This window comes from Modestobacter sp. Leaf380, assembly GCF_001424485.1.
GTDB lineage: Bacteria > Actinomycetota > Actinomycetes > Mycobacteriales > Geodermatophilaceae > Klenkia.
The window spans coordinates 156,576-181,874 of record NZ_LMQC01000021.1; the positions used below are offsets into that span (position 1 = coordinate 156,576).

The 25,299-nt window shown below is 73.0% G+C and carries 28 protein-coding genes; 13 read left to right on the forward strand and 15 right to left on the reverse strand.

Annotated features, from left to right (window positions below):
- Positions 1–122: 122 nt before the first annotated feature.
- The gene (locus ASG41_RS24915) at positions 123–386 is read right to left on the reverse strand and encodes a hypothetical protein (RefSeq protein WP_235564913.1); all 264 of its coding nucleotides are present in this window, start codon (positions 384–386) and stop codon (positions 123–125) included.
- 160 nt (positions 387–546) lie between these two features.
- On the opposite strand from ASG41_RS24915, the gene ASG41_RS23780 reads away from it, so the two are divergent.
- Entirely contained in the window at positions 547–1,041 is a 495-nt protein-coding gene (locus tag ASG41_RS23780) for a hypothetical protein (protein WP_162245576.1), read from the forward strand.
- Positions 1,042–1,135: 94 nt separating this feature from the next.
- Positions 1,136–1,489 (forward strand): hypothetical protein, encoded by a 354-nt coding sequence (locus ASG41_RS18725; protein ID WP_056298732.1) that lies wholly within the window; start codon positions 1,136–1,138, stop codon positions 1,487–1,489.
- Between the two features lie 43 nt (positions 1,490–1,532).
- Here ASG41_RS18725 and ASG41_RS18730 read toward each other — a convergent pair whose 3' ends face one another.
- The 5 genes from ASG41_RS18730 to ASG41_RS24025 form a co-directional block, all read right to left on the reverse strand.
- Complete coding sequence (locus ASG41_RS18730; RefSeq protein WP_157519529.1) at positions 1,533–2,336, reverse strand: hypothetical protein; 804 nt, start codon at positions 2,334–2,336, stop codon at positions 1,533–1,535.
- A gap of 1,041 nt (positions 2,337–3,377) precedes the next feature.
- Positions 3,378–4,037 carry a helix-turn-helix domain-containing protein gene (locus ASG41_RS18735; protein WP_082557111.1) on the reverse strand — a complete coding sequence of 220 codons (660 nt, stop codon included), beginning with the start codon at positions 4,035–4,037 and terminating at the stop codon, positions 3,378–3,380.
- Between the two features lie 176 nt (positions 4,038–4,213).
- Positions 4,214–4,735 (reverse strand): DUF2199 domain-containing protein, encoded by a 522-nt coding sequence (locus ASG41_RS18740; RefSeq protein WP_200939096.1) that lies wholly within the window; start codon positions 4,733–4,735, stop codon positions 4,214–4,216.
- Positions 4,736–4,818: 83 nt separating this feature from the next.
- Positions 4,819–5,760 carry a tyrosine-type recombinase/integrase gene (locus ASG41_RS18745; protein ID WP_056298740.1) on the reverse strand — a complete coding sequence of 314 codons (942 nt, stop codon included), beginning with the start codon at positions 5,758–5,760 and terminating at the stop codon, positions 4,819–4,821.
- Positions 5,761–7,245: 1,485 nt separating this feature from the next.
- Positions 7,246–7,512, reverse strand: coding sequence for a hypothetical protein (locus ASG41_RS24025; protein WP_162245577.1), 267 nt, complete (start codon positions 7,510–7,512; stop codon positions 7,246–7,248).
- Positions 7,513–7,580: 68 nt separating this feature from the next.
- Here ASG41_RS24025 and ASG41_RS24355 point away from each other — a divergent pair, with 68 nt between their 5' ends.
- The 3 genes from ASG41_RS24355 (at position 7,581) to ASG41_RS18775 (ending at position 10,236) form a co-directional block, all read left to right on the forward strand.
- The gene (locus ASG41_RS24355) at positions 7,581–7,838 is read left to right on the forward strand and encodes a hypothetical protein (RefSeq protein ID WP_056298749.1); all 258 of its coding nucleotides are present in this window, start codon (positions 7,581–7,583) and stop codon (positions 7,836–7,838) included.
- A gap of 216 nt (positions 7,839–8,054) precedes the next feature.
- Positions 8,055–8,528 carry a hypothetical protein gene (locus ASG41_RS18765; protein WP_056298751.1) on the forward strand — a complete coding sequence of 158 codons (474 nt, stop codon included), beginning with the start codon at positions 8,055–8,057 and terminating at the stop codon, positions 8,526–8,528.
- 547 nt (positions 8,529–9,075) lie between these two features.
- Positions 9,076–10,236 carry a replication initiator gene (locus ASG41_RS18775; protein WP_056298758.1) on the forward strand — a complete coding sequence of 387 codons (1,161 nt, stop codon included), beginning with the start codon at positions 9,076–9,078 and terminating at the stop codon, positions 10,234–10,236.
- 275 nt (positions 10,237–10,511) lie between these two features.
- On the opposite strand, the gene ASG41_RS18780 is transcribed toward ASG41_RS18775, so the two are convergent.
- Complete coding sequence (locus ASG41_RS18780) at positions 10,512–11,009, reverse strand: hypothetical protein (RefSeq protein ID WP_056298759.1); 498 nt, start codon at positions 11,007–11,009, stop codon at positions 10,512–10,514.
- 51 nt (positions 11,010–11,060) lie between these two features.
- On the opposite strand from ASG41_RS18780, the gene ASG41_RS18785 reads away from it, so the two are divergent.
- A complete protein-coding gene (locus ASG41_RS18785) occupies positions 11,061–11,741 on the forward strand; it encodes a hypothetical protein (protein WP_157519530.1) in 681 nt (226 codons plus the stop codon).
- A 223-nt stretch (positions 11,742–11,964) separates the two neighbouring features.
- On the forward strand, positions 11,965–12,216 hold the full coding sequence (locus ASG41_RS18790) for a hypothetical protein (RefSeq protein ID WP_056298765.1): 252 nt from the start codon (positions 11,965–11,967) through the stop codon (positions 12,214–12,216).
- Positions 12,217–12,299: 83 nt separating this feature from the next.
- Here the strand turns inward: ASG41_RS18790 and ASG41_RS18795 are convergent, their stop codons facing one another.
- From ASG41_RS18795 to ASG41_RS18805, 3 genes are all read right to left on the reverse strand, one after another.
- The gene (locus ASG41_RS18795; RefSeq protein WP_056298768.1) at positions 12,300–12,557 is read right to left on the reverse strand and encodes a hypothetical protein; all 258 of its coding nucleotides are present in this window, start codon (positions 12,555–12,557) and stop codon (positions 12,300–12,302) included.
- Between the two features lie 194 nt (positions 12,558–12,751).
- The gene (locus ASG41_RS18800) at positions 12,752–13,660 is read right to left on the reverse strand and encodes an NAD(P)-dependent oxidoreductase (RefSeq protein ID WP_056298770.1); all 909 of its coding nucleotides are present in this window, start codon (positions 13,658–13,660) and stop codon (positions 12,752–12,754) included.
- A gap of 33 nt (positions 13,661–13,693) precedes the next feature.
- Complete coding sequence (locus tag ASG41_RS18805) at positions 13,694–14,527, reverse strand: helix-turn-helix transcriptional regulator (RefSeq protein ID WP_056298773.1); 834 nt, start codon at positions 14,525–14,527, stop codon at positions 13,694–13,696.
- 194 nt (positions 14,528–14,721) lie between these two features.
- Between ASG41_RS18805 and ASG41_RS18810 the strand changes: the two genes are divergently transcribed.
- Together ASG41_RS18810 and ASG41_RS18815 are read left to right on the forward strand one after the other, a co-directional pair.
- Positions 14,722–15,675, forward strand: coding sequence for an SDR family oxidoreductase (locus ASG41_RS18810; protein WP_056299122.1), 954 nt, complete (start codon positions 14,722–14,724; stop codon positions 15,673–15,675).
- 46 nt (positions 15,676–15,721) lie between these two features.
- Complete coding sequence (locus ASG41_RS18815; RefSeq protein WP_235564914.1) at positions 15,722–16,444, forward strand: DNA alkylation repair protein; 723 nt, start codon at positions 15,722–15,724, stop codon at positions 16,442–16,444.
- Between the two features lie 7 nt (positions 16,445–16,451).
- On the opposite strand, the gene ASG41_RS25315 is transcribed toward ASG41_RS18815, so the two are convergent.
- Positions 16,452–18,320: a cation:proton antiporter gene (locus ASG41_RS25315; RefSeq protein ID WP_056298777.1), complete on the reverse strand. Its 1,869-nt coding sequence runs from the start codon at positions 18,318–18,320 to the stop codon at positions 16,452–16,454.
- A gap of 34 nt (positions 18,321–18,354) precedes the next feature.
- On the reverse strand, positions 18,355–19,017 hold the full coding sequence (locus ASG41_RS18825) for an enoyl-CoA hydratase-related protein (RefSeq protein WP_056298780.1): 663 nt from the start codon (positions 19,015–19,017) through the stop codon (positions 18,355–18,357).
- A gap of 144 nt (positions 19,018–19,161) precedes the next feature.
- On the opposite strand from ASG41_RS18825, the gene ASG41_RS18830 reads away from it, so the two are divergent.
- Positions 19,162–19,542, forward strand: a complete 381-nt coding sequence (locus ASG41_RS18830) for a hypothetical protein (protein ID WP_056298784.1) — start codon at positions 19,162–19,164, stop codon at positions 19,540–19,542.
- Positions 19,543–19,560: 18 nt separating this feature from the next.
- Here the strand turns inward: ASG41_RS18830 and ASG41_RS18835 are convergent, their stop codons facing one another.
- From ASG41_RS18835 to ASG41_RS18845, 3 genes are all read right to left on the reverse strand, one after another.
- Entirely contained in the window at positions 19,561–20,559 is a 999-nt protein-coding gene (locus ASG41_RS18835) for an NADP-dependent oxidoreductase (RefSeq protein ID WP_056298788.1), read from the reverse strand.
- Positions 20,560–20,635: 76 nt separating this feature from the next.
- The gene (locus ASG41_RS18840; RefSeq protein WP_056298791.1) at positions 20,636–21,430 is read right to left on the reverse strand and encodes a thioesterase family protein; all 795 of its coding nucleotides are present in this window, start codon (positions 21,428–21,430) and stop codon (positions 20,636–20,638) included.
- Positions 21,431–21,465: 35 nt separating this feature from the next.
- Entirely contained in the window at positions 21,466–21,948 is a 483-nt protein-coding gene (locus tag ASG41_RS18845; protein ID WP_056298794.1) for a helix-turn-helix domain-containing protein, read from the reverse strand.
- 91 nt (positions 21,949–22,039) lie between these two features.
- On the opposite strand from ASG41_RS18845, the gene ASG41_RS18850 reads away from it, so the two are divergent.
- The 3 genes from ASG41_RS18850 (at position 22,040) to ASG41_RS18860 (ending at position 25,283) form a co-directional block, all read left to right on the forward strand.
- Positions 22,040–22,747, forward strand: a complete 708-nt coding sequence (locus tag ASG41_RS18850) for an SDR family oxidoreductase (RefSeq protein WP_056298797.1) — start codon at positions 22,040–22,042, stop codon at positions 22,745–22,747.
- A gap of 86 nt (positions 22,748–22,833) precedes the next feature.
- On the forward strand, positions 22,834–24,492 hold the full coding sequence (locus ASG41_RS18855) for a CocE/NonD family hydrolase (protein WP_200939103.1): 1,659 nt from the start codon (positions 22,834–22,836) through the stop codon (positions 24,490–24,492).
- On the forward strand, positions 24,489–25,283 hold the full coding sequence (locus ASG41_RS18860) for a S9 family peptidase (protein ID WP_200939104.1): 795 nt from the start codon (positions 24,489–24,491) through the stop codon (positions 25,281–25,283). The genes ASG41_RS18855 and ASG41_RS18860 overlap by 4 nt, the downstream gene beginning before the upstream one ends.
- The last annotated feature ends 16 nt before the right edge of the window (positions 25,284–25,299 follow it).

Genomic DNA, 25,299 nt, shown 5'->3' on the forward strand with positions numbered 1-25,299 from the left:
TGGGTTGAGCCGCAGTTCTCGCGCGAGCAGGTACGCCGTGCTGGGCGTGACTTCATCGCCCCAGGCACAAGCCCTGCGGACCGGGAGGCTGCCCGCTCTGTCATCAACAACTGGCGGTCCGCTCATGCATTCCGCTCAACAGCGTGCAGATCATGCTGCGCAACAAGGTGCGCCGGTTCTCGTCGGGCGACCCAGTCGTCGCGCAGCGGACGAAGCGACTGCCTTCCATCATCAAGAAGCTGGAGCGCTTCGAGAAGATGGACCTCCCCCGGATGCACGACATCGGCGGCTGCCGAGCCGTCGTGGAGTACTTCGACGAAGTACGCGCCATCGAGGACTCCTACGTCTCGGGCAAGAGCCGCAGCCGAAACCTCATCGGTCGGCACGACGACCACATCGCCAACCCGAAGGCGGACGGCCTACCGAGGCGTTCACGTCGTCGTCAACTACCAGGGGCAAGACCAGCAGAAGGTCCGGACGGGACTGCGGGTCGAGGTACAACTGCGCACCAAGATGCAGCACGCGTGGGCGACCGCCTTGGAGACGGTGGACACCCTCACCAAGCAGGCTCTGAAGTCGAACGTCGGCGAGCCGGAGTGGATGCGCTTCTTCGCCTTGATGGGCGCCGAGATCGCTCATCGTGAGGGGCAGCCGCTGGTGCCCGACACACCCGAAACAACGTCCGAACGTCGGGAAGAGCTGCGGGCGTTGGCCAAGACGCTGAAGGTCGTCCAGCGGCTTGGCGCGTACGGGCGAACGGTGCAAGTCCTGGAAGGGGAGGTCGTCCGCAAGGACCAGCGCCACTTCTTGCTCGACCTCGACATCCCCGCTGGAGAGCTCAGCGTCCGCACGTACTCGAACGCCGCAGCAACGGAGGATGCCTACGGGGGGCTAGAAAGCGAAGCAGGGAGCGACAGGGATGTCGTGCTCGTGGCGGTGAGCTCCATGGCGACGCTCCGTCGCGCCTACCCGAACTACTTCCTGGACACGACGGCGTTCGTGAACCTGGTGTCGGACGTGGTCAAGGCTCCTCGTCGCTGAGGCAGTGCGCTCATCTCCTGGAGTGCCAGGACCCGCGAGAGCCCTGGTCCGCTTCGGCGCGTCGAGTAGATCAGCAGACAGGCATACTTCCGCCGTGGCCGACGACAGCGCGCAACGTCGGATCGAGGTCCTTGAGGAGTCGTTGGCCGAACTCCTGGCATGGGTGATGAGCCAAGAGGCGTACGACGACCAACTGTCCGATGCGACTCGGTGGGACCGACGACTGCAGGCGCACGTGCGGCCCGACGGACTCGCGCCGCTGGCACCGTTGTACGACGACCAGTTCGTTCGCCTGGACGAACTGCCCGAAGAGCTCGCCTCGCTGAGGCGCATGGTGGAGCGAGCCGAGTCTCTGCTTGCGGATGGACGATTCGAGGCGGCGCTGGGGCGTGGCCGGCTGCGGGAACGCGTGGCCGAACGACGCTCGGCTGGGTCCCCGGACAGTTGAGCCCCAGGTCCGCAGCTCGACCGGCTGCGGGCCAGGTGCACTACTAGGCGGCGGGCGAGTCCGGGGGCACTTGTAGAGCCCACCAAGGGCGACGCACTGGTCCGATGTCCTCGCCGTCCATCCCGAGGTCCCGAGCGGGCACGAGAATGTGCACAGGGCGTCGCACGTCGTCGACACCGAGGTCTCGCAGTCGTCGCGCCACATCAAGCGTCCGGACGATCCAGAGCACGCCATGAGCCGCACCGAGCGTCTCGCAGGCCGCGGAGAGTTGCTCGACCTTCCCCCTCAACGGGGCGTTGGCCTTCAGCGTGCTCTCCGCCTCGACCAGGTACGTGGTCTCGGCGAGGTCGTCCGCGTCGGCGGGCGGACCGCCGAAGAGGCGGGCGTGCAACGCCTCCCCCGCTGGTCCCTGCGGTACGGACAACAGTAGAAGCCCATCCGGCACGACTCCGCCGGTGCACGAGCCGACGGCCCCGTCGCTGTCACCGTGGGTCCTCAGGGCGGCCCAGGCGCGCGCGGTGACCTCAGCCGACCACCGGCGACAGGAGCCGCCGTACGTGCAGCGGACCGTGGTCCCGTGGCCCGCCAGCGTCTGGGTGCGAGTCGCCAGCCACTGCCCCAGCCGCGCGGGCGTCATCGCATAGGCGATGCCGTCGCTGGTCGGCGCAACCTCACGCCCGCTGGCCCGTCCGGTCGCTTGCCATCCCTGTCTCGAGAGCCAGGTCACAGGAGCGTTGCCGACGTAGCCGAGACGCAGGCGAGGGCGGCGCCTCCTGTCGTTGGCGTCCTCGGCGATCAGGTATGCCACCACGTCGCGGGGAGCGCCTGCGGACAGCAGCAGATCCAAGGGCATAGCGCCATCTGCCTCGGCCAGCAGGCGAAGGACCTCCGCAGCAGCGGCCTCGTGGCCGCGCCGAGTCGCGGCGGTGATGCGGGCAGCGTCGAGAAGACTGTCGAGATCGGGCGCACCCTGGCCAACTTGTGCGGCCCCGGGCGCAAGCATCGCTGGGCCTCGCGCCCGGCTGCTGCCCAGGGGGCCGGCGTCGGACGACGCACAGGGGTCCCCGAGCGGCCGAGGTCGGCGCTGGGGGAGGTGCGGCGGCTGACGACGGCCCGGGGTCCAGGGGCCTCCCCCTTGTCGGGTGGGTGGATCTGCCAATGGGTCCCGGTCGCTGAGGCCCGTCGCGCAGCAGGGACACAGCGGTTCGGGTGGGCAGAGCCATCCGCCCGAGGCGGCCCGTCGCGCAGCGTCGGGCCGCCGGGGGTGTCGGGGGCTCGCCCCCGATGCGGGCGCGGTAGCGGACAAGAGGCGGGTCCAGGACAGCGAGTCCTGGCGTTGCGCAGCGGCGGTGTCCTGGGGGCGTGGGCCGGTGCTGATCGCTGCACCGGGATGTCCCGGGCGGCACGCCGTAAGGCGGCGGGCATGGATGCGCCTGCATCCAGGTGCTCGGCGGCCAGCGCGCTGGTGCAACGTCAGGGCGGTGTGCTGGCTCAGGAGGCCACGGGCCCAGTGCGCGAGCGCCCCGACGGCTCCCGGTGGCGTGCCTGCTTCCCCCAGGTCACGGACCGTCTGAGCGATGCGGAAGAGCCGCAGGCGAACCGGGCAGGGCTCCGGGAGATCGGGAACGGTCCAGCCGTCCGGATTGGGCGTGGGTACGAGTCGCGGAGTCGTGGTCATGAGTTGCACCGTCCGGGCCCCGGGCGCATCCGCCACAGGGTCACCGGCTCGTCCTTCCGGATCGGTGCTCCTCCGGCATGGCGAGCTTGTCGGCCAGGCGAGCGATCACGTCGCCCATGGCGCCGGATGGGGCCACTCACTCCGCACGCGGTTGGGGGACGCCCGGAGCCAAGTCATGCGGGACCGGTGACGCCCCCTCGGAGAGCCTGATCAGACGCGCGTACAGGGCACGGGCAGGAGCGGGACGGCGGTCGGGGCGTCGGCAAGGTCGTCCGCCGACCAGCGGCCCGTTCCGCGTCTGCCTGGCCTCTGTCCGGTCAGGCTCGTCAACGTCCAGGCGAAGTTGCGTGCCTTCGCCAGCGTCCCCCAGTCCTCGGCGAACCGGGCGACGACGTTGTCGCGTAGCCGGACCAGGATGGCATCGAAGATCGGCCGAGCAGCGGCCCACACCTCCTCGGGCAGGTCGCCCGGAGGCGCCAGGAATCCCCCTGTGGGTCCTTCATGTGTGGGTTCACCTGAGGGTGTTCCTGTGCACCTGACGACATCCGTGTTGGCGCTCAGTTGCGCACTGGGCAGCGCCGAGGTGCGCACTGGGACGACTGCCTGCGAGTCCTCGCCGCTTGGTCCGCCGCCCGGGGGCAGGTGGAGCCGGTACCTGGTGCTGCGGCCCTGCGTGCCGGCCTGAAGGCGCGTCACCCATCCAGCAGAGATCAACTCCTCCAGGGCCGAGATGACGCTGCGGCGCGACCAGCCTGTCCCTTCAGCGAGGGTCTGCTGCGACGGCCAGGCGCATCCGTCCTCGCGGCTGGCGTAGGTGGACAGGACGAAGGCCACGAGTCGCGTCGTGGGCGGCAGCTCGGAGTCGCGCAGCGCGCTGGTAGGCGAAGACGTCGAACGGTGAGGGAGTCGGTGTAGTCATGCTCTGGCACCGTGCAGCGCCTCGTCGACCTGTCCACCGACTGCCACGTCCGGCGACTGCCACGTCCGGCAACGTTCGCCTGGAGCGGCCCTCTTACGGACATTCGACTACGGCAACGACCGCGGGGTCAGTCCTCTCGCATCAACAGGTCAACCCGACTGGCCAGCTCGTCCCAGGTGAGGCCGTTCCGCTGCTCTGCCGCGAGAGGGTGGTCCGTCGGCTCCACCTCGACGTGCGGGCGGACGCCAACCGGCTGGGTGTGAACCAGGGTCCGCAGGTTCAGCGTGGACTCGGCGTATGTGGGCAGTTCGGTAGACAACCAGCCGAACATTGGCGGGGTCGCCTCACGACCTTCTGATTCCCAGGCATCCATCGTCTGCCAGAAGTTGTCTTCGCTGAGGGAAGCCCACACGCCCCACTCAAAGTGCTCGTTGTGGCCGACGATTGGCACGCGGATGAGCCCACGGACGAAGAAGTGCTCACCGTGAATGACGCAGGCGTCGCTGGCTAGGTCGCAGTCGTCTGCACCGTCCATGTCCGGCGACCACGCGGCGGGCGCGGGAGGGTGAAACGCCAGGGGCATCTCGTTGTGCCACGCGCCGCACTCCGAACACGAGAATCCTGGGGCGCTGCGTTCGCTCTCTGTCACGCAGTGACCGTATGGCGAGGGGTCGTCAGGGACGCGCCCAGTGTCCCTGAGGCCGCCTTCAGGGCGAGTCGCTGGTCTCGGTGTCACATGCCGGCCATCGGCTCCTGCCAGACCTTCTTGACCGCCTGCCGCACTTCGTCGAGCGTGGCGCCCGTGTAGAGCACTGTGACGCCGGAACGCCCGCTCGGTCGGTGCCCGAGGAACTTGGCGGCGACCGAGTAGCTGGCGGCTCGTTCGATCCGGGCCCCGGCGGTGTGCCGGGTCAGGTGCCAGGTGAACCACAGATCACCCCCCGGCCCCAGCCCGGGGACGTCAGCGCGCACACGAGCGGCTGTGTTCTCGAACCAGCGCCGCGTGATCGGCTGCCCACGTTGGTTGACGAGCAGCGGGTCCGTCGGCGAGAGCTTGCGCCCGTGGCGGGCAGTCGCCAGCTCCGTCAAAGTGTCGAATAACGTCATCATCACCGTCTGTTGCCGGTGCGAGGCGTTCTTGGCCCCGGCTCCGACGCGGATGCAACCGCTTGCCTTCTCCAGCGACGCCGCCGTGAGCCCGAGCATCTCGGCGCGCCGCGTGCCCGTCTCCAGGGCGAGTCGGAGGACCGTGAGGCCGAGTTCTGGATCAGCCGTGCGAACAGCGATGGACTCCCACAGCTCCGACACCTCTGCTGGCGTGAGTCCTCGCCGCTCACGTGCCCGCGTCCGCTTCGGCTTGTTGACCGCCAGCGCGGGATTGCTCTTGGTGAGGCCGTCGGCGACGGCTCGCCGCCAGACTGCCCGTGCCGCAGTGATGAAGCCCTCGCGTGCGGAGAGACCGTCCCGACTGACGGCTCGGCGAAGCGCGGTGTTCTGGACCTGACCTGCCAGAGCCTCCAACTCAGTACTGATGACGTCGTCCAGGCGCCGGCCCTCGAACTCCGAAGCGATGAGCGTGAGGTAGCTCAAGCATCCTCTCGCCGTCGTCGGCGTCAACCCGGCGCGGACCTGCTCGACGTACCGGTCGACCGGCCAGTCCTTCGCCTTCACCATTCGAGCTGCTCCATCCAACGAAGCGGCTGGAAGTCCTGCGACGGCATGAGCAGGACTGCGGAGCGCTGGCCGTCGGCCTCCCGCGCGACCTTCAGCAGCTGACGACCGAACGCCAGCAGCAGGCCTCCGTCTGCGACCCCCAGAGCCATCAAGGCCGGCGGGAAAAGGCGAACGCGTCGGCGTCGGTCGAGGTCGCTGCCCGATCCCGACCACATGCCGACCGTGCCTTCCCGGTAGGCGGCCAGCGGGTAGGCCCCAGGCCGTAAGACCACTCTGTGCAGTTCGATGTCGAACTCGACGGCCAGTTCGTCGCCGGGGTATCAACCCAGAGCTCCGGACGTTTGCGACAGATAGACCATCCCGTCGCTGAGGCGAGCTGCCTCGCAGACGGCCGACCCCGGCGAGCGGGACGGACGTGGCGGCAATGGGGAATCCGGCCATGCGTCCAGTGGCGCGAACGGGTCGCCTGGCGAAACCACCTCGGGTTCGTCCAGCGTCTCCGGTGGTGGCCGCAGGCGAGAAGCCACCCCCAGGCTCTTCGCCTCTGGGGGCTAATTTAGCTCGGTCGTCATGCCCATGCTCATCTCATCGGTGTCTAATTGAAATGGCTTGAGCCAGAGATTGTGTGTCGAAAGGGATCCTCAGACACTCCTCACGGGGAAGCTTCCCCAGATCAACGCGACACAGGTCACGCTCACTCAGCCCCGTCGGCGAGTGGGACCGAGATTTCGTCCGGCACCAGTCTTGGAGTGCCTACCCCCTCTGGCCTGATTCGGGCCAAGCAGACCGAGCGGCTGGTCGCCGCGCTCATCCCGCCGACCGCCGCTTGGACCGTCGCCGTCCCTGACGCCGCCGCGACGGTCCTGCCGCCTCCGGCGCTGGCTCCGGTCCAGCCGGCGCGGTTCCTTCACCGAACCGCCCTGCTCGACGACCACGGCCGCGTGCGGGAGGCGATTCTCTTCGCCCTTCTCGGCTGGAAGTCCGAGCAGGCGGTGGAGGTCACCGAGCACGGTGCCGGCCTGCTTGTGCGTGCCACGCGCGACGGCCCGGTCGTCCTCGACCGGAAAGGCCGGGTCCGTGTCCGGGACGCCCTGCGGAAGTTCCGTGCCTGGGCCGCCGGTGAGGTCCTGCTGCTGTCCGCCTCCCCCGCCGACGGCGTCGTCGTTGTCTCCTCCACGTCCCCCTCGACTCCCTGGTGGTGCTCGATGCCTGCGCCTGACTCCCTCACCCCCGACGACCTCGCGGCCCTGCTGGCCGACCCCGACCGCGGCCGGGGTCATCAGGGCGCTCGCAGACGGCCTCGGACTTCAGCCGGCCGCAGCCGCGACGGTGCCCACGGTCCGCGAGTACGCGCCGACGGTGCTCGCGGCTGCCACGCCCGGCACTCGCCGGACGTACTCGACGTACTGGAACCTTCTGGTTCGCGAGCACGGCCAGGATCGCATCAACGAGGTGACCACGAGCAAGCTGCGCGCCCTGGCGCAGTCAGCGCGCGCCAACGCCGTGCGACGCCGCAACGGCCAGGGCGGGGCCAGCGCCGAGGAGGACTGTGTCGCGGCCCTGCGCGCGTTCTTCCGCTGCGCGGTCGAGGACAAGTACCTCACCGACAACCCGGCCGCCGCCGTCCAGCAGCCGGTGCGGCCGCCGAGCCAGCGCCGGGCGCTCACCGAGAACGAGTTCCGCGAACTGGACGAGGTCACCCGCACCGGCAGGAACGACCCCGTGCTCGACACGCTCCTGCTGCGCTTCCACGCGGAAACCGGTGCCCTGCGCGGCGGCGCGCTCGCCCTCACCCTGGCCGACCTCGACGAGGCACGGCTGTGCTGCGTCTGCGCGAGAAGGGCGGCAAGGCCCGTTGGCAGCCGGTCAGCCCCACCCTGTTCGCGGCTCTCGTCGAGCACGCCGCCGCCCGCAGTGCCCGGGACCCGCAGGAGCAGGTCTTCCGCTACCGGCCGCGTCGCGGCGAGGAGAAGGGCGCGCCGCTTACCCGCCGTCGGTACAACACGCTGGCCGACCGCTGGCAGCGGTCGCTGCCCTGGGCGGCGCAGTACGGCGTCAGCCCGCACTGGCTGCGGTAAACCGCGCTCACGGCGGCCGAGCGAGTCGGCGGGTCCGACGGCATCGCCCGTGCCTACGCCGGCCACGCCGAGCCGACCGACGCCACGACCACCTACATCGAGGCCCAGGTGGGCGACGTGGCCCGGGTCCTGGCTGCCATCACCGGCGAGCCGCACCCATTCGCACAGTCGTGAGTCGAGGTGGGCAGCCGACGTGGTGGCTGAGATGCTGCGCAGATGGAGCAGTCCAACGAGGTCGGTCGCCCCACGCGTGCGCAGGTACGAGCGCGGTGGCGGGACCTGGCGGCTGGCCGCTGCGCTCGGTGGGAGGCGGCCACCTGGGCGGAGTGCCAGCTCGACGACGGCCTGGCGGACGAGGAGCTGGTGATCCAGGGACTCCTGTTCCTCCAATCCATCGACCTCGTGCCGGGTGACAGCGACGGCCCGGTCCACTCGGGGGACCCGAAGGCTCCCTTCTTCGTCGCAACGGCAGACATCGACCCAGCGCTCGGAGCCTGGGAGACGGAGCTCCGGCGGTATGACGCGGACCCTGACGCGTGGATGCGCGGCTACTTCCGCCGAATGCTGAGCGGCTACGCCGCGACGCACGGTGTCGAGGCCGCGCGAACCTTCGGCGGCAAGCTCGTGGCGTCGGGGGACCTCGCCGCGGAGGACGTGACAGCGGCGTTGGACGGGCAGCCAACGGGCTGACACAGCGGTAAGGCGCATCGCCTTCTCTCGGGCCGCCTGGCCGTCGCCGGGTCCCGTCCGCCCCCGGCCTACGAACGTTGAGTGGGCGCAGGACGAGACGTCGAGGAGGGAGCGCGGGACGGCTTCGGGCCGGACGCCAGCCGCACCACGAGGTACTCCTTCGCGGCTGAGTTCGTCTGCATTCCGGAGGCGACGCATCGAGCCTCGCCCTCGCTCGGGAAGCGATGGGCTTGGGACTCCCTGCCCCAGCGTTCGGCCGCGTTGCCCCGGTCGTCCCGGTGACGCTCATCGACGTAGTAGTAGGCGCCCGAGCCGTCAGCGAAGCGGGCGACGATGCCCCACTCCTGCGATGAGCCGGCACCGCCTTTCGGCGTCCGCCTCTCCTTCGACACCCACCGCTCCTCGGTCTCGCACGTCCCAGCAACGCCGACACATCGTGCTGCCAGTCTGAGCGGGACGAGCGTAGTGACCGGGGCGTCTGAGCACTGGCGTCACGGCCGTCCGCGGGCTCCTGGCCACTCCACGGAGTCGCCGGACTGTCCCGGCGGTGACCGCGACCGAACACCTCTACAGCAGCACCCACGGCCCCTGCGCACGGCCTGTCCAACTGGCCGGCACCGAGGTCGATGCCTCGGCCGGCGAGGTGCTCGGCCGAAGGACAGTCGAGCGCCGCTGCGGCAGTCGGCTCGCCTCCCAGTGCCCGTCCTGCTCTGCGCTCTACGCCGCCGACGCCCGTGCTCTCATCCGCGCCGGGCTGACCGACCCGGACACCGGTCGGCCGCTGGCCGCCACCTCCGTCACCCTCACCGCTCCCGGCGCGAACGTGTTCGGCCAGGTCCACTCCCAGCGGCGCAGCGGCGGCAAGCGGGGCAAGGTCCGCACCTGCCGCTGCGGCCGGCGACACCGCGACGGCGACCCGCTCCTCGGCCTCCCGCTGGACGAGGCCACTTACCGCCACGACCTCGCGGCCCCCTACAACGCCGCCGCCGGCCGCCTCGCGGCCGTCACCTGGCAGAAGCTCGGCTGTGTCCTGGGCGAGCGTCTCCGCGTCGCCCAGGTGATGGAGTATCGGGCGCGCGGTCTGGTCCACGTCCACGCCCTTGTCATCGGCACCGTCTCTCAGGCCGACCAGGACCTCGTCGTCTCCGGCGGCACCCACCCCCGTACCGGCCAGCGCATCGCGCCGGTCCGGCACGGCCGGTGGAACTGGGGACCGCGCTGCCACGCCCGCCCGGTCCGGACCGGCCACACCGACCGGCTGGGGGCCAACAGGAGCAAGGTGACCGCCTACGCGGTCAAGGCAGCGGGCGAGGACCGGCCCAGCGGCGGATTCGCCGAGAAGATGGCCCGAGCCGGAGCTGCCGGCTGCCGGTGCCCGCACCCGCGCCCCGACTGCTGCGACGGCGAGCGCACCAGCATCCTGACCGCGGCCGACGGCAACCCGGTCACCGTCGTCTGGCAGTCCCGGCCGTCGCAGGTCCCCTGCCGCCGGCACGAGCTGGCCCGTCGCGGCTGGGGCTACCGAGGTCACGTCTTCGCGGCCTCCCGGAACTGGGGCACCACCTTCGGCGAACTGCGCGCGAAGCGCGCGGCGTGGGCCGCCGGCCGGCAGGCCGGCGCGTCCACGCCCAGGTCGTGCTCTGGGAGTCCCTGCAGTACCGCACCGACCGCCCAGGAGCAGGCGCAGCCTGGTCCCTTGATTCCCTAAAGAAAGTCGTCACACCAGGACCCGGAAAGCCCACCGGGACAGCTACTGGCACCGGGGAACAGGCGCCGGACGGTGCTCATTGGCCGGCGACCGCCGGCCCCGACACCCGGAGGCCATCCTCGGCCAGGGCAACGACCAGGCTGGGCGCATCCCGCTGTCCTCACCGGGTTGGGGCTTGCTCGCCACTGGTCCCGATGTGCGCGGCGTCCAGGTCTACGGCCTCGACCCCACCCGCCTTCCGGACTTCACCGTGGCCGGCCTGCGGACCGACGCGTTCACCGCTCCGGGAACGGCGTGAGGTCGTCCTCCCAAGCCTGTGCGGCGGCGAGCAGGTCCCCGCGGCCGAGCCGGAGCAGCACGCTGTACGCGTAGAAGGCGTAGGGCGCCTCCTCGTCGGCCCCCGGCCGACCGGCCACCGACTCAAGCGAGAGGTGGACCCGGACGACGAGGGAGTCCTCCTCCGCCGCTGCGACGCTGAACCCGAGGTTGGGCTCGGTGAAGGTGAGCAGAACCTCGGAGTCCTCGGTGGGGGCCTCGGTCACCGGAACGCGGCCGTCAGCAGCGGCCGGGAGCCAGTCGCGGAGCTCCCGCGCTTCCCACGTGGTGAGGCAGGAGTCGTCGAACTTCCAGGACTCTCCGGCCGTCGTCCGCACCTCGCCGTGGACCTCAAGCCAGTTCGCGTCCCAGTCGCCCGGCTCCTTCGGTGCGGCGGGGAACTGGTAGCGGGTCGGCCGCAGTTCGACGCTCGCGCCGTCGAGGGAGGTCAGCAGCACCGAGCGAGCATGTCAGGCGTGTCAGGGGACCGAGTGCCGCAGGATGTGCGCATGAAGTGGGACGAGCGGGCCAGGGAGGGGATGAACGTCGCCCTCAACGAGGCAGAAGTTCTCGGCCTTCGACTGGAAGAGAGCGGTGCCTGGTGCGACCTCCTGCTCCACGTCGTGGCCCTGCCCGAGCACGGATCTATCGACCCTGACAGGCGACGCATCCTGCGGCTCCGCAGACCGGGCCACGTGACCGTCCTGCTTCGCCCGGACGAGATGGAGGCTTCCGGATACGGCGACGCAATCCCGCTCGGCGGCCTGGAGGACGTGGAGGCGTTCTTCGCGTCGCTGACACGCTCGGACACGATGTACGGGTGGAGCTTCTTGCACCACCCGGCGCCTCCGAGTGACTGGCCAGCCGAGCCCAGCCTCACCGTGAAGCTCCGCGGCGACGCTGCTCCCCACTCCCTGTACTGGTTCAACGAGTGCGGCCGGGACGACGCCGCGTACTGCATCGAGGGGGTGGTGACGTTCGACGACATCGAAGTGCTCCGTGCCGACGGGACGCCGGAGCCGGTGGACGAGTTCGTCGCCGACGGCGCGCGCTACTGGCAGGCGCTCAACGCGAACGACGAGCGCCTCGACGTCGATGCGCAGACGGCCGCAATGACAGGAACGCCCACCTGGCGTTCGTACGCAGGTGTCTCTGTGACTGTGCGCGGAACGAACAGTCCGGGCGACTAACGCCGGGAGTTCTGCGCGACCTCATCGGGGTGCCGTAGGTTCCGGCACAGGCGATGTCCCCGTGGAGAACACGACCACGGAGAAGCTTCCCCACGTAGAGGACACAAGCCCCCCCCTCGGACACTCCTCACGGGGAAGCTTCCCCAGCACTACGTGACGCAGCAGGTCGTGGGCCCATCTGGCGGCTGAGGGTACGAGCAAGCAGCGCGCCGAGGCCCACGACTTGCGGCGTCGCTACGTCTCGCTCGGGCGGGCGGTCGGCTGCTCCGCCGTCCTGGCGACCCAGCGGCCGACCAGCGACACCGTGGACACCGGCACCCGGGCATTGCTGGCACACCGCCTGGCCCTCCGCTGCGGCGACCGCTGGCAGTCCGAGGCCATCCTCGGCCAGGGCAACGACCAGGCGGCGCGCATCCCGCTGTCCGCGCCGGGCTGGGGGCTGGGGGCTGCTGGCCGGCGGCCCGGACGTGCGTAGAGGCCAGGTCTACGACCTCGACCCCGCACGCATCCCCGAGGTGACGTGCCGAGCCCTGCGCGTGAGCCTCCCGCGAGCCGGGCTCACTCGTACCCAGTCGCCGTGACCAGGAGCTCTGCCACGTCTGCCCAGGTCGGCGTGCCCTCGAACGCCCGGTCCTCGGCAACGGCCGCCAGGGCCTTGAGGAACCGGTCCAGCGTGGCGTTTTCCCACTCGCGGGCTCCACTGCCGAGCAGGTCCTCGCGCATCTGCTCCACCAGGACCGCCAGGTCGGTCACCGATCGAACGGCCGACGTCTGCTCAGGCGTGATGGCGGCGAAGCGTCCGCTCTCGTGGGCCATTGCCGGAGGCTAGCGCCGGCCTGTGACCCGTACGGTCCCGACAGGAGGTGACCACCGTGGAGAACTCGACCACGGGGAACCTCCCCCACGTAGAGGACACAACTCCCACCTCGGACACCACACACACCCCGTTTTCCTGCAGGTCAGGGACACGGGGTGTGGTCGTTCCGGGGAACTGAGAACCCGCCGCGGGTCTACCCGCCCGTGCTGAGCCCCCGCCGGAGCTCGCCCAGCGCCTCGGCCAGCCCCACCTGCGGCGCCCAGCCCCAGCGCCGCGCCCGGTCGGTGCGCACGGTGCCCGTCCAGACGGGCTCGTCAGTCCACTCCGGTGCGACGCCGACCGCATCGGCCACCGTCCCCAGGTAGTCCCGCCAGGTGGCCGGCTCCCCGGCGACGAGGACCGGGGTCGCGGCCCCGGGCACCGGGCCGTCCTCGGCGTCCGCGGCGCTGGCGACGGACCCCACGGCCAGGTCGGCCAGGAAGGCGGCCAGGTCCTCGACGTGCACCCACGGCCAGCTCTTGGCCGGGTTGGCGCTGCGCTCACCCTCGCGGACAGCGTGCGGGCGCAGCGAGTTCCAGACCGACGTCTCCCCGGCACCCAGGATCGCCGGCGGGCGCACCAGCACGGTGGTCAGCCCGGCGTTCCCGGCCAGCGCGGTGTCCGCCTCGTTCTTGGTGTCCGGGTAGTCCCCGCTCCCCTGCGGCAGCAGGCTGCCGTCCTCGACGAGGTCCCCGGCACCGGCAGAGCGGTCGTACACCCCGGCCGTCGAGACGTGCACCAGCCGGGCCACCCCGGCGTCCCGGGCCGCCCGGGCGAGGACGGCGGTGCCCTCCACCCCCACCTGGTGCTGCGCCTCCCGGGAGGAGCCCATCGGGTGCACCGTGGTGACCACCGCGTCGGCGCCCTCGGTCAGCCGACGGGCGTCCTCGGGGTCGGTGGCGTCGGCGACGTGCTCGTGGACGCCCTCGACCACCGGCGCGGTGCCCGGCCGCCGGACGACGGCGCGCACCTGCGCCGACCGTGCGGCCAGTGCCCGGCACACCGCCGCTCCCACGAGTCCGTTGGCACCGGTGACGACGACGACAGGGGTCCGATCGCTCATGGCGACCACCCTGCCAGCCGGACCGTCGGGGCGTCAGGGGCTGGCGACGACGGCGAGCAGCTGCAGCTTCTCGTGGGTCTCGCTGCCGGGTTCCGCCGTGTAGACGAGCAGGGACTGGGCCTGCTGCGGGTCCGACAGGGTCTGGCACTGCAACTCCAGCAGTCCGACCTGCGGGTGGACGAAACGCTTCACCGGCCCCGGTCGGAGGCCCACCTCGTGGGTGGCCCACACCCGGCGGAACTCCTCGCTGCGGGTCAGCAGGTCCTCGGCCAGCGCGGCGGCGCGGGACCGCGGGCCGCGCCGCGCGATCACCTCCCGCAGTCCGGACGCCCACGTGCGGGACAGCAGCGGGTGGTCGTCGGGGTGGTAGAGGTCGCGGGCCGTGGGCTCGGTGAACCAGCGGTAGCCCAGGCTCCTCCCGGGCCCGGTGCGCAGCGAGGCGTCCCCCAGCAGGGCGGTGCCCATCCGGGTCTGCCGCAACGTCTCCCCCAGCTCGGTGACGACCTCGGCGGGGGTGTCGGCGAGCCGGTCCAGGATGCGCAGCACGCCCGGGCCGACGTGCTGGCTGTCCGCGCCCCGCGCCGGCGGGTGGTGGCCGGCCAGCAGGAACAGGTGGTCGCGCTGGTCCAGCGACAGGTGGAGGCCCTGCGCGATCGCTGCGACCATGCCCTCGGAGGGCTGCGGGCCGCGCTGGCGCTCCAGGCGGGCGTAGTAGTCCGCGGACATGAAGGCCAGGGCGGCGACCTCCTCCCGGCGCAGGCCGCTGGTCCGCCGGCGCTGCCCGCGCGGCAGGCCGACGTCCTCGGGCTGCAGGGACTCCCGGCAGGTGCGCAGGAACTCCGCCAGCCCGGTGCGGTCGATGTCCACGCGCTCCCCCTCGTCCTGCCCACGGTCGTCGCGACCTTCGTACCGCCTCCCGACCCGGGCAGGCAGGACCTGTCGATCCCCCTCTGCGCGTCAGGCCCGGCCCGGCCAGCCACGGATCGACAGGCCGTGGATGCGCCGCCGGAGTGCGCGCAGTGTCGTCGGCGACCCGCTCGACACCGACCCCGGAGGTCCCCGTGGCCCGCACCCCGATCGACATCACCGTCCCCGACCTGACCGGCACCCGCGCCGTGGTCACCGGCGCCAGCGACGGCATGGGCCGGCACATCGCCACCCGTCTGGCCGCCGCCGGCGCCGAGGTCGTGCTCCCCGTCCGCAACCCGGACAAGGGCCGCGCCGCCCTCACCGCGATCACCGCTGCCGTGCCCGCGGCGCAGGTGTCACTGCGGACGATGGACCTGTCCTCGCTGGAGTCCGTCGCCGCTCTGGGTGCCACGCTGCGCCAGGAGGGCGTCCCCGTCGGGATCCTGGTCAACAACGCCGGCGTCATGACCCCGCCGCAGCGGCAGACCACCGTCGACGGTCACGAGCTCCAGTTCGGCACCAACCACCTCGGCCACGTCGCGCTGGTCGGTCAGCTGCACCCGCTGCTCACCGCCGGGCGCGCCCGTGTAATGTCCCAGCTGAGCATCGCCGCCGACCACCACGCCGTGCACCCCGAGGACCTGGACTGGGGGCGGTCCTACGACGGCATGAGGGCCTACAGCTCCTCCAAGATCGCGCTGGGGCTGTTCGGGCTCGAGCTCGACCGCCGCAGCAGGGCCGCCGGGTGGGGCATCACCAGCAACCTGTCCCACCCGGGCATCGCACCCACCGCCCTGCTGGCCGCCCGGCCCGAGGTCGGCCGCTCGCGGGACACCCTGGGCCGCCGGCTCATCCGGGTGCTGTCGGACCGCGGGATCCTGCTGGGCACGGTCGAGTCGGCGAGCCTGCCGGCGCTCCTGGCCGCCACCGACCCGGCCGCCGACGGCGGCCGGTTCTTCGGCCCCAGCGGCTTCCGCAACCTCGGGGGCGCCCCGGCCGAGCAGCCCCTGTACAGCCGACTGGCCGACCCCGCAGAGGCCGCCCGGGTCTGGGACCTGTCCCTGCGGCTGACCGGCACGACCGCCCTGGACGCCTCCCCGAGGTGATGACCACCGCGCGGGTGGCCCCCGGCTGTCGGTGGTCTGTGCCACGGTGTCCGCACCCGACGAGGAGGCCCAGATGGCCCGGACGACGACGACCGCACCCGACGTGACGGTGGCGGAGGTGCGCATCGAGCTGGCGGCCCTGGTCGACCCCCGGATGCGGGAGGTCAACCTGCGGCACGGCGACGACCACGGGGTGAACCTGACCGCCCTGCGCGGCTTGGCGAAGCGGCTGCGGACCCAGCACGAGCTGGCCCGGGAGCTGTGGGCCACCGGGGACTCCGACCCCCGCCTGCTGGCGCTGCTGGTCTGCCGTCCCAAGGCGTTCTCCCTCGAGGAGCTGGACACGATGCTGCGCGAGGCCCGGCGGCCCAAGGTGCACGGCTGGCTCGTCGACTACGTGGTGAAGAAGACCGCGCACGTCGAGGAGCTGCGGGTGCGCTGGCTGGCCGACCCGGACCCGGTGGTCGCGAGCGCCGGCTGGGCGCTGACCACCGACCGGGTGGCGAAGGCCCCCGACGGGCTGGACCTGTCCGGGCTGCTGGACGTGGTCGAGGCGGAGATGGCCACCGCGCCCGAGCGGCTGCAGTGGGCGATGAACCACTGCCTGGCCCAGGTCGGCATCGAGCACCCCGCCCTCCGTGCGCGGGCGATCGCGATCGGCGAGCGGCTGCAGGTGCTCGCCGACTACCCGACCCCGCCGAACTGCACCTCGCCCTTCGCCCCGGTGTGGATCGCGGAGATGGTGCGCCGCCAGGAGGCGGCACGCTGAGGCCCGTTCAGCCCAGCTCGCTGTCCACCCAGCACCAGCGCCACGCCTCGTCCGGTTCGGCGCTGACGACGACCGGGTGGCTGCTGGCGTCGTAGTGCGCCCGGGAGTGCCGGCGCGGCGAGGAGTCGCAGCAGGCCACGTGCCCGCAGCTGAGGCAGGTTCGCAGGTGCACCCAGGTGGTGCCCTCGGCCAGGCAGTCGACGCAGGCCGCCTCCGGGTGCGCCGCACCGGCGGGGGCCGCGGCCAGGTGCGCGCACGCGGCGGCGCGCGGGCGCGGTGCCAGCGCACGGTCCCGATCGCCGGACACCACCTCCTCGTTGCGGTCCAGCAGCGACTCCTCGACGTCGATCGCGGCCAGCGCCGCCTCCAGCACCTCCCCCGGCGCCGTGCCCTCGTCCCGTGCCCGGACGACGACCTCCCGCTCGGCGTCCAGCATCTGCATCCGGAGCCGCGCGTAGACGCTGGAGGGCGTGTCCTGGTCGGCCAGCGGGCGGCCCAGCCGCTCCCAGGCCGCGTGCGAGCGGGCCACCGAACGGTCCCGCAGCCGGTCCACCACGCCCTCGGGCTCGTCCCCGGTGGTCAGCTCAGCCAGTCGACGCAGTCCGGCGGCGTTCGCCGCGTCGCCCAGCTCGGCGGCCTGCAGCGCGTCCTCGGCGGGGTCCGGGGCGGGCAGCCCCACCCGGCGCACCAGCCAGGGCAGCGTCGACCCCTGCAGCAGCAGGCTGCCCACCACCACGGTGAACGCGGCCAGCAGCAGCACCTCGCGGTCGGGGACGTCGGCGGGCAGCACCTGCGCCGCGGCCAGCGTGACCACCCCGCGCATGCCCGCCCACGACACCAGCCCGGCGACCGCTGGCCGCCAGGCCAGCCGCCGCATGCCCGCCGTCCCCACGGTGAGCACCCCGGCCAGCCCGAAGACGAACACGAACCGGGCCACCACGGTCGCCACCAGTACCCCGCCGCAGACCAGCGCGATCCGGCCCCAGCCCAGCCCGCTGTCCCCGGCGCCGGCGAGCAGGCCGGGCAGCTGCAGCCCGATGAGCAGGAAGACGCCGTTCTCCAGCACGAAGGCCACGGTCCGCCAGGTGACCGCCTCGGTGACCCGGGCGGTCGCCGTCTGCACCCGGGGGGAGAGCTGGGCCAGCGTCAGACCGGTGACGACGGTGGCCAGGACCCCGGAGGCGTGCACCTCCTCCGCGGCCAGGAACGCCAGGTAGGGGGCGACGAAGGAGACCAGCGTGTCCAGCACCGGGTCCCGCAGCCGCGCCCGCACCACCGCCAGCACCGCGGCGACCACCCCGCCGACCAGCACGGCCCCGACGACGGCCCAGACGAACTCCAGCGCCACCTCGGGCGCCGACGGCGAGGACGTCAGCGCCGAGACGGCGACGCTCAGTGCGATGAGTGCGGCGGCGTCGTTGACCAGGCTCTCGTGCTCGAGCAGGGTGCCGACCCGCCGGGGCAGGCCCAGCCGCCGGCCCACGGCCGACGCGGCGATCGCGTCCGGCGGCGCCACGACCGCGCCCAGTGCGAGCGCTGCGGCCACCGCCACCCCGGGCAGCAGCAGCCAGGTCACCGCACCCACGACCACGGTGGTGAACACGACGAGCACCACCGACATCGCGACGATGCTGGTCTTGTTGTGCCGGAAGTCGAACAGCGACGTCCGCGCGGTCGTGGCGTACAGCAGCGGGGGCAGCACCGCGAAGAGCACCACGTCGGGGTCCAGCTGCACCTCGGGCACGTGCGGCAGGTAGGACGCCGCTGCACCCACGACCACCAGCACCAGCGGGGTCGGCAGGCCGAACCGGTCGCAGAGGCCGGCGACCACGCCCACCGCGATCACCAGGGCCACCAGCTCGGCGGTCAGTTCCACGTTCGTCCGTCCCGGTCCACAGCGGAGGATCCTGTCAGCCCAGCGGACCCCGCAGTGCGTCGAGGACGGGTGCGTACATCCGGGCCTTGATGGTGCCCAGGGTCGGTCCGGCCTTGCCGGTGAGGGCCGCGGCCAGCTCGACCGCGGTGTCGCGGACGGCGTCCTCGGCGACGGCGTGCTCGACGATCCCCGCGGCGCGGGCGTCCTCGCCGCCGTAGCGGCGGGCCGTCGTCATCGACTCGTGGGCGGTCTGCGGCGCGAGCCGGGCCTGGATGAGCGCGGACATGCCGACGGTGAACGGCAGCCCGATGTCGGCCTCGGGCAGGCACCAGAACCCGCGGTCGGCGCGCATGACCCGGGTGTCGTGGGCCAGGGACAGCATCGCGCCGGCGGCGAAGACGTGGCCCTGCAGCGCGGCCACGGTGACCAGCGGCAGCGACAGGCAGCGGGCCAGCAGCACCTGGACGTCGGCCAGGTACGTCTCGTACTGGTCGCGGTGCGCACCCAGCCAGTCCAGGTCCAGGCCGTTGGAGAAGAACTTGCCCGTCGCCGCGGTGACCAGCGCGCGCGGGCCCTCGGCGGCCTCGACCTCGTCCAGGGCGGCGTGCACGGCGGTCAGCCAGTCGGGGTGGAAGCGGTTCTCGGTGTCGCCGAGGTCGAGCACGAACACGTCGTCGTGGCGGTCCAGGGTGGGCACGGGTCTCCTCCAGGGGACGGCGGCCCACGCGGGCCGGCGCGGCTGGTGACGATCCTCCACGCCTGCGACGCCGGTGGAGGCGGTCGTCGTGTCCTGAGTACCAGCACCCAGCCCGTCACCCGTCCGTCCGGGGAGGCTCGGGGGATGACCACCCCTCGCGAGCCCGTCGTCCCGCGCACCACCCGGCCCCGCTGGCCGCTCGTCGGCGCCGCTGTCCTGCTCCTGGTCGCGTTGGGGACGGCGGTGCTGCTGGCGCGACCGGTCGTCGGCGCCGACATCGGCGGTGGGCTCGCGCTGCTGTGCACCGCCCTGCTCACCGTCGTGCTCGGGGTCGCGCTCGCGGTCCGGTCCACCGCCGTCGTCCCGCGCCGCGTGGCGTCGGGCGCCCTGGCGGTGAGCGGCGTGGCGGGGACCGTGGCGGGGACCGTGGCGGCGTTCGTGGCCGTGGACGGCTCAGCCCAGCGCATCGCGGTCATCGGTGCGGCCGCGGTCGCCACGTCGCTGGCCGCTCTCCTCGCCCGGTGAGGGCCTGCCGGGTGGGCCTCAGCGCATGCTGACGACGATCTTGCCCTTCGCCCGCCCGGTGGCCAGGTGCTCGTAGGCCCGGTCGGCCTCGGCGAACGGGTACACCCGGTCGATCACCGGACGCAGCGTGCCGTCGTCGACGAGGGCGGCGATTTGCTCGAGCTGGGCACCCGAGGCGTGCACGAAGAGGAACGAGTAGCGCACACCGTGCTTCGCGGCCTGCCGGTTGGTGCGGAACGCCAGGGCTCCCATGACCACCTGCAGCACCGGGTTGAGCCCCATCCGCACGGCGAACCCCCGGTCCGGTGGCCCGCTGACCCCGATGACCTGCCCACCGCGGCGCAGCACGCCGAAGGACCGGGTGAGCGTCTCCCCGCCCAGCCCGTCCAGGACGACGTCCTGGTCGTGCACCAGCTCGGTGAAGTCCTGCGTGCGGTGGTCCACGACCAGGTCGGCGCCGAGGGCGCGCACCCACCCGACGTTGCTGGTGCCGGTGGTGGTGGCCACGGCGGCACCCAGGTGCTCGGCCAGCTGGACGGCGATGCTGCCCAGCCCACCGGAACCGGCGTGCACGAGGACCCGCTGCCCCGGCTGGACGGCGGCCCGCTCGACCAGCACCTGCCAGGCGGTCAGCGAGACCAGCGGCAGCGACGCCGCCTCGGTCATGGTCAGCGACGTGGGCTTGCGTGCCAGGTCCCCCTCGGCGACGGCGACCCGCTCGGTCATCGTCCCGCCGCGCCGGGCCAGGTCCGGGCAGCCGTAGACCTCGTCGCCGACGGCGAACCGGGTGACGGCGCTGCCCACCGCGGTGACGACGCCGGCCAGGTCGAGGCCGTGGGTCATCGGCATCTCGGCCGGGAGGAAGGCCTTGAAGGCGCCCTTGCCGGCCAGCAGGTCCGCGACGTTGAGCGAGGCGGCGTGCACCTCGACCAGGACGTCGTGGGCACCGCGGACGGGCTCGGCGACCTCCGCCAGGTGCAGCGGTGCGCCGTACGCGTCGATCTGCCAGGCCTGCATCGGTGGGTCCTCTCGGTGGTGCTGCGGCGGGACCCCGAGTCCACCACCTGGCTTGCCTAGAAGCAAGTCAGGTGGGTCACCCGCGGGGCAGGCGCCGGGTCTGCCGCGCCGACGCCACCAGGCGGCCCGCCTCGTCGTGCAGCGCCGCCTCGTCGACACAGGCCCACCCGTCGCTCCAGGCCACGACCTGGTCCACCCGCACCCACGCCCCCACCGGCGGCGGCTCCCCCACCAGGTGCAGCGTCAGCTCGACGGTGGGCAGCCCGACCGGCGCCGTGGTGACGGCGAACAGGCTCGGCGGCAGGACGTCCACCAGCACCCCGAGTGCGACCAGCGGGTCGGTGACCCCGGCCGAGGGCCGCAGGCGCGTCCACATCGTCAGCCGCGGCTCGGCACCCCCGGTCAGCGGCCGGCCCGAGCCCACGGCACGGAAGTCGGCGTGCTGGCTCATCGGCACGAAGTCCACCGGCAGGACCAGCTCCTCGGCGTGCGAGGGGACCACCCAGCCGACCGGCAGGGTCGGGACGGGCACCGGTCCGACGGTCGCCGCACCTGCCGCCGAGGACACCAGCACCTGGCTGACGGCGCACAGCACGTCGCCCTGCCGGGCCTCGACCCGGATGCTCGAGGTGGCCGCGACCCGGTCCGCCACCGCCTGCACCACGAGGGCCACGTCGGGCACGACCGGGGCCAGCAGGTGGGTCGCCGCCGTCCGGACCAGGACCTCGCGGCCGGGCGGGCCCTGCCGCGCGACGAGGTCGCGGGCGGCCTGGAGCACCGTACCGACGACCAGACCACCCTGGACGGCGGTGAAGGACCGCCACGTCGGGTCCCAGCGGTGGGTGGTCAGGGCGTCGACGGTCGGCGGCATGCCGGCACGCTACAGCTGACTCAACCCGCCGTGAGTCAGCTCGCGGTGCGGACCAGGCCGGGCCCCGGTGAGACCTCGACCTCGCCCGGACCGACCCGGTGCCCCTCGGTGCACCGCAGCTCGACCTGCACCGGCGCACCACAGTCCGCGTGGTCGACGGCCAGCGTCGGACCCGCCTCGGGGCTCGCGTAGCGGTCCCCCCACTGCCGCAGGGCCATCAGGGCCGGGACGAGGTCGCGGCCCTTCGCGGTCAACCGGTACTCGTCGCGCCCACGGCTGCCCGGCTCCCGGTAGGTGTGCCGCTCCAGCAGCCCGCTGGCCACCAGGTCCTTGAGCCGGCGGGCGGTCATCGGCTCGCTGAGCTGGGCCCGGACGGCGAAGTCGCTGAAGCGCGTCGTCCCCAGGCTGGCCTCGCGCATCAGGAGCATCGTCGAACGGGCGCCCACCAGGTCCAGGGTCGCGGCGATGGAGCAGCCGTCGGTGGACCAGTCGGCACGCTCTGCGGCGAGGTCGGACACGGGACCACCCTACGCCTGACTTGCTGGCCGTTCAGTCAGATGGTGTACACCTGACTCAACCGCAGTTCCGCCAGCTGTCCGAGGAGCGCCCGTGCCCACCACCCGTGACCTGTCCACCGCCACCGCCCTGGTGACCGGCGCCAACCGCGGCCTCGGCCGGCACCTCGCCGCCGAGCTCGTCCGCCGGGGTGCCACCGTCTACGCCGGCGCCCGCGACCCGCGCTCGGTCGACCTGCCCGGCGTCGTCCCGGTCCAGCTCGACGTCACCGACGCCGCGTCCATCGCCGCCGCCGTGGAGGCCGCACCCGGGGTCGACCTGCTGGTCAACAACGCCGGGTCCGCCGCCGGCGCCGACCTGCTCACCGGGTCCCTGGACGACGTCCGCACCGAGCTGGAGACGCACTACGTCGGGTCCCTCGCCGTCACCCGCGCCTTCCTGCCCTCCCTGGTCGCGCACGGCGGCTCGGTGGCCAACGTGCTGTCCGCGCTGAGCTGGGTGACCTTCCCGCCGGTCGGCGCCTACGCGGCGGCGAAGTCCGCCGCCTGGTCGATGACGTCGGCGATCCGCCAGCAGCTGGCACCCCAGGGCGTCACGGTCACCGCACTGCACGTGGGCTACATGGACACCGACATGGCCGCCGGCGCCGAGGGCCCCAAGGCCGACCCGGCCGAGGTCGCCGTCGCCCTGCTGGACGCCGTCGCCGCCGGCGAGTACGAGGTGCTCGTCGACGACACGAGCAGGCAGGTGCGCGCCGGCCTGTCCGCCGACCTCACCGCGCTGTACCCGCACCTGGCCTGAGGCCCGGGGCTCGCGTCCGGTCGTCGGCACGACGACGATGTGCCTCGGACGGTCGGCACCCGCCGGCCCACGGGGAGGACGACGACGTGACGGTGCTGGCCAGGCTGGGTGGACTGCTCGTGGACGCGGCCCTGGGGCTGCCACTGCGCGCCCGTGCGTACAGCGTCGACCGCGACGTCGCCGTGCCCATGCCCGACGGGGTGACCCTGCTCGGGGACCACTACCGGCCGGCCGGCCGCGGCCCGTGGCCGGTGGTGCTCATCCGGCTGCCCTACGGCCGGGCCGGGCTCTTCGCGCACGCCTTCGCCGCGCCCTACGCCCGCCGCGGCCTCCAGGTCTTCGTGCAGTCCACCCGGGGCACGTACGGCTCCGGCGGGCAGTTCCGGCCCTTCACCACCGAGCACGAGGACGGGCTGGCGACGCTGGCCTGGGTCCGTGCGCAGCCCTGGTGCGACGGGCGGGTGGCGATGACCGGGGGCAGCTACTTCGGCCACACCCAGTGGGCGGTCGCGCCCTACGCCGACCCGCCGCTGGTCGCGGTCTCCCCGCACATCACCGCCGCCCGGATCACCAGCGCCTTCTACGACCACGGCGCCCCGGGGGCCGAGAACGCGTTGCGGTGGGCGGTGCAGATCGGGGCGCAGGAGTCCGGCGGCCTGCCGCTGCCCACGCCCTGGGGGAAGGCCCGGGTCGAGCGCGCCCTGCGACGCTGGCCGTTGCAGGCCGCCGACACCGTCGCCGGCGGCGCCCCGGTGCCGTTCTGGCGGGACTTCACCGGCCACGCCGGCCCGGACGACGACTTCTGGCAGACCGCCGACCACCACACCGCCGACCTGTCCTCCTTCCCGCCGGCCAACGCCGTCACCGGCTGGTGGGACCTCTTCGTCGCCCAGCAGCTGCGCGACGTCACCCGGCTGCAGGAGGCCGGCGTCCCGGTCCGGCTCACCGTCGGCCCGTGGATCCACGGCGAGCCCGGCGAGATCCGCGAGCTCGTCCGCACCGACGTCGCCTGGCTGGGCCACCACCTGCAGGGCCGCCGGGCCCCCCGGGGAGCCCCGGTCCGGCTGTACCTGCAGCAGGCCGACACCTGGCTGGAGGCCGCGAGCTGGCCGCCGCCGGGCACCCGGACCGAGCACCACCACCTCCACGCCGACGGCTCCCTCACCCCCGCGACGCCCGCCGGAGGGGCCACCAGCACGTTCGTCTTCGACCCGGCCGACCCCACGCCGACCGTCGGCGGGCCGCTGCTGCAGGGCCCGGGCAAGCAGGCCGACAACGCCGCCGTCGAGGCGCGCCCCGACGTGCTGGTCTTCACCGGCCCCGCCCTGACCGAGGACCTCGACGTGGTCGGCCACGTCGGCGCGCGGTTGTACCTGCGTCCCGAGCTCGAGCACACCGACGTCTTCGTCCGGCTCTGCGACGTCGACCCCGACGGCGTCTCCCGCAACGTGGTCGACGGCATCCGCCGGCTGCACCCGGCCACCGTCCCCGCCGACGACGTCACCCGCGGGGAGGACGGCGTCCTCGCCGTCGACGTCGAGCTGTTCCCCACCGCCTACCGGTTCCGCCGGGGCCACCGGCTCCGCGTGCAGGTCTCCGGCGGCGCCTTCCCCCGGTTCGCCCGCAACAGCGGCACCGAGGAGCCGTTCGCCGTCTCTGGCCGGGGTCTCCGGAACCGGGTCGTGGTGCTGCACGACGCCGAGCACCCCTCCCGGCTCGAGCTCCCCGTGCTGCCCACCCGGTGACGCCGTCCCTGCGTCGGCGCTCGGTGCTGGGACTCGGCTTCTGGGGCGGGTTGGCCGCGCTGGTGGGCTGCGGCTCGCGGCCCGCGCGCCCGGCCGACGGCCGCACCCGGTACGGCGATGACCCCAGCCAGTACGCCGACCTCTACCGGCCCACCGGGACCCCGCGCGGCGTGGTGGTCGTGGTGCACGGCGGTTTCTGGCGCGCCCAGTACGACGCCACCCTGAGCGCCCCGCTCGCCGAGGCGCTGGCCGGGCAGGGCTGGGCCGCCTGGAACCTGGAGTACCGCCGCGTCGGGGACGGCGGCGGCGTCCCGGCCACCCTGGACGACGTCGCCGCGGGCATCGACGCCCTGGCCGACACCGACCTGGACCTGGCCACCGTGCTGGCCCTGGGCCACTCGGCCGGTGGCCACCTCGCCGTCTGGGCCGCGGGCCGCCCGGACGCCGTCGTGCCGCTCACCGGCGTCGTCTCCCAGGCCGGCGTCCTGGACCTGCGGACGGCGTTCGACACCGGGCTGGGCGGCGGAGCCGTGCGGGCCTTCGTCGGCGGCGAGCCCGACGCAGCGGTCGACCCGTTGCAGCAGGTGCCCCTCGCCGTCCCGGTCCGGTGCGTGCACGGCCGCTCCGACGGCAACGTCCCGCTGAGCCAGTCGCAGGCCTACGTGGCCGCCGCCACCGGCGCCGGTGCCGACGCCACCCTCACCGAGGTCGAGGGCGACCACTTCACGCTGATCGAGCCCTCCGGGCCGGTCTGGGACACCCAGCTGCAACTGCTCGCCGACCTCGCGTGAGGGCCCGGGCCAGCGG

What these genes read in the sequence shown, in the direction of transcription:
- ASG41_RS18745 (WP_056298740.1), bottom strand. Translation starts at nt 5,760, where the DNA reads ATGGTGAAGGCGAAGGACTGGCCGGTCGACCGGTACGTCGAGCAGGTC.
- ASG41_RS18765 (WP_056298751.1), top strand. Translation starts at nt 8,055, where the DNA reads ATGGAGCAGTCCAACGAGGTCGGTCGCCCCACGCGTGCGCAGGTACGA.
- ASG41_RS18785 (WP_157519530.1), top strand. Translation starts at nt 11,061, where the DNA reads ATGAAGTGGGACGAGCGGGCCAGGGAGGGGATGAACGTCGCCCTCAAC.
- ASG41_RS18795 (WP_056298768.1), bottom strand. Translation starts at nt 12,557, where the DNA reads ATGGCCCACGAGAGCGGACGCTTCGCCGCCATCACGCCTGAGCAGACG.
- ASG41_RS18800 (WP_056298770.1), bottom strand. Translation starts at nt 13,660, where the DNA reads ATGAGCGATCGGACCCCTGTCGTCGTCGTCACCGGTGCCAACGGACTC.
- ASG41_RS18830 (WP_056298784.1), top strand. Translation starts at nt 19,162, where the DNA reads ATGACCACCCCTCGCGAGCCCGTCGTCCCGCGCACCACCCGGCCCCGC.
- ASG41_RS18835 (WP_056298788.1), bottom strand. Translation starts at nt 20,559, where the DNA reads ATGCAGGCCTGGCAGATCGACGCGTACGGCGCACCGCTGCACCTGGCG.
- ASG41_RS18840 (WP_056298791.1), bottom strand. Translation starts at nt 21,430, where the DNA reads ATGCCGCCGACCGTCGACGCCCTGACCACCCACCGCTGGGACCCGACG.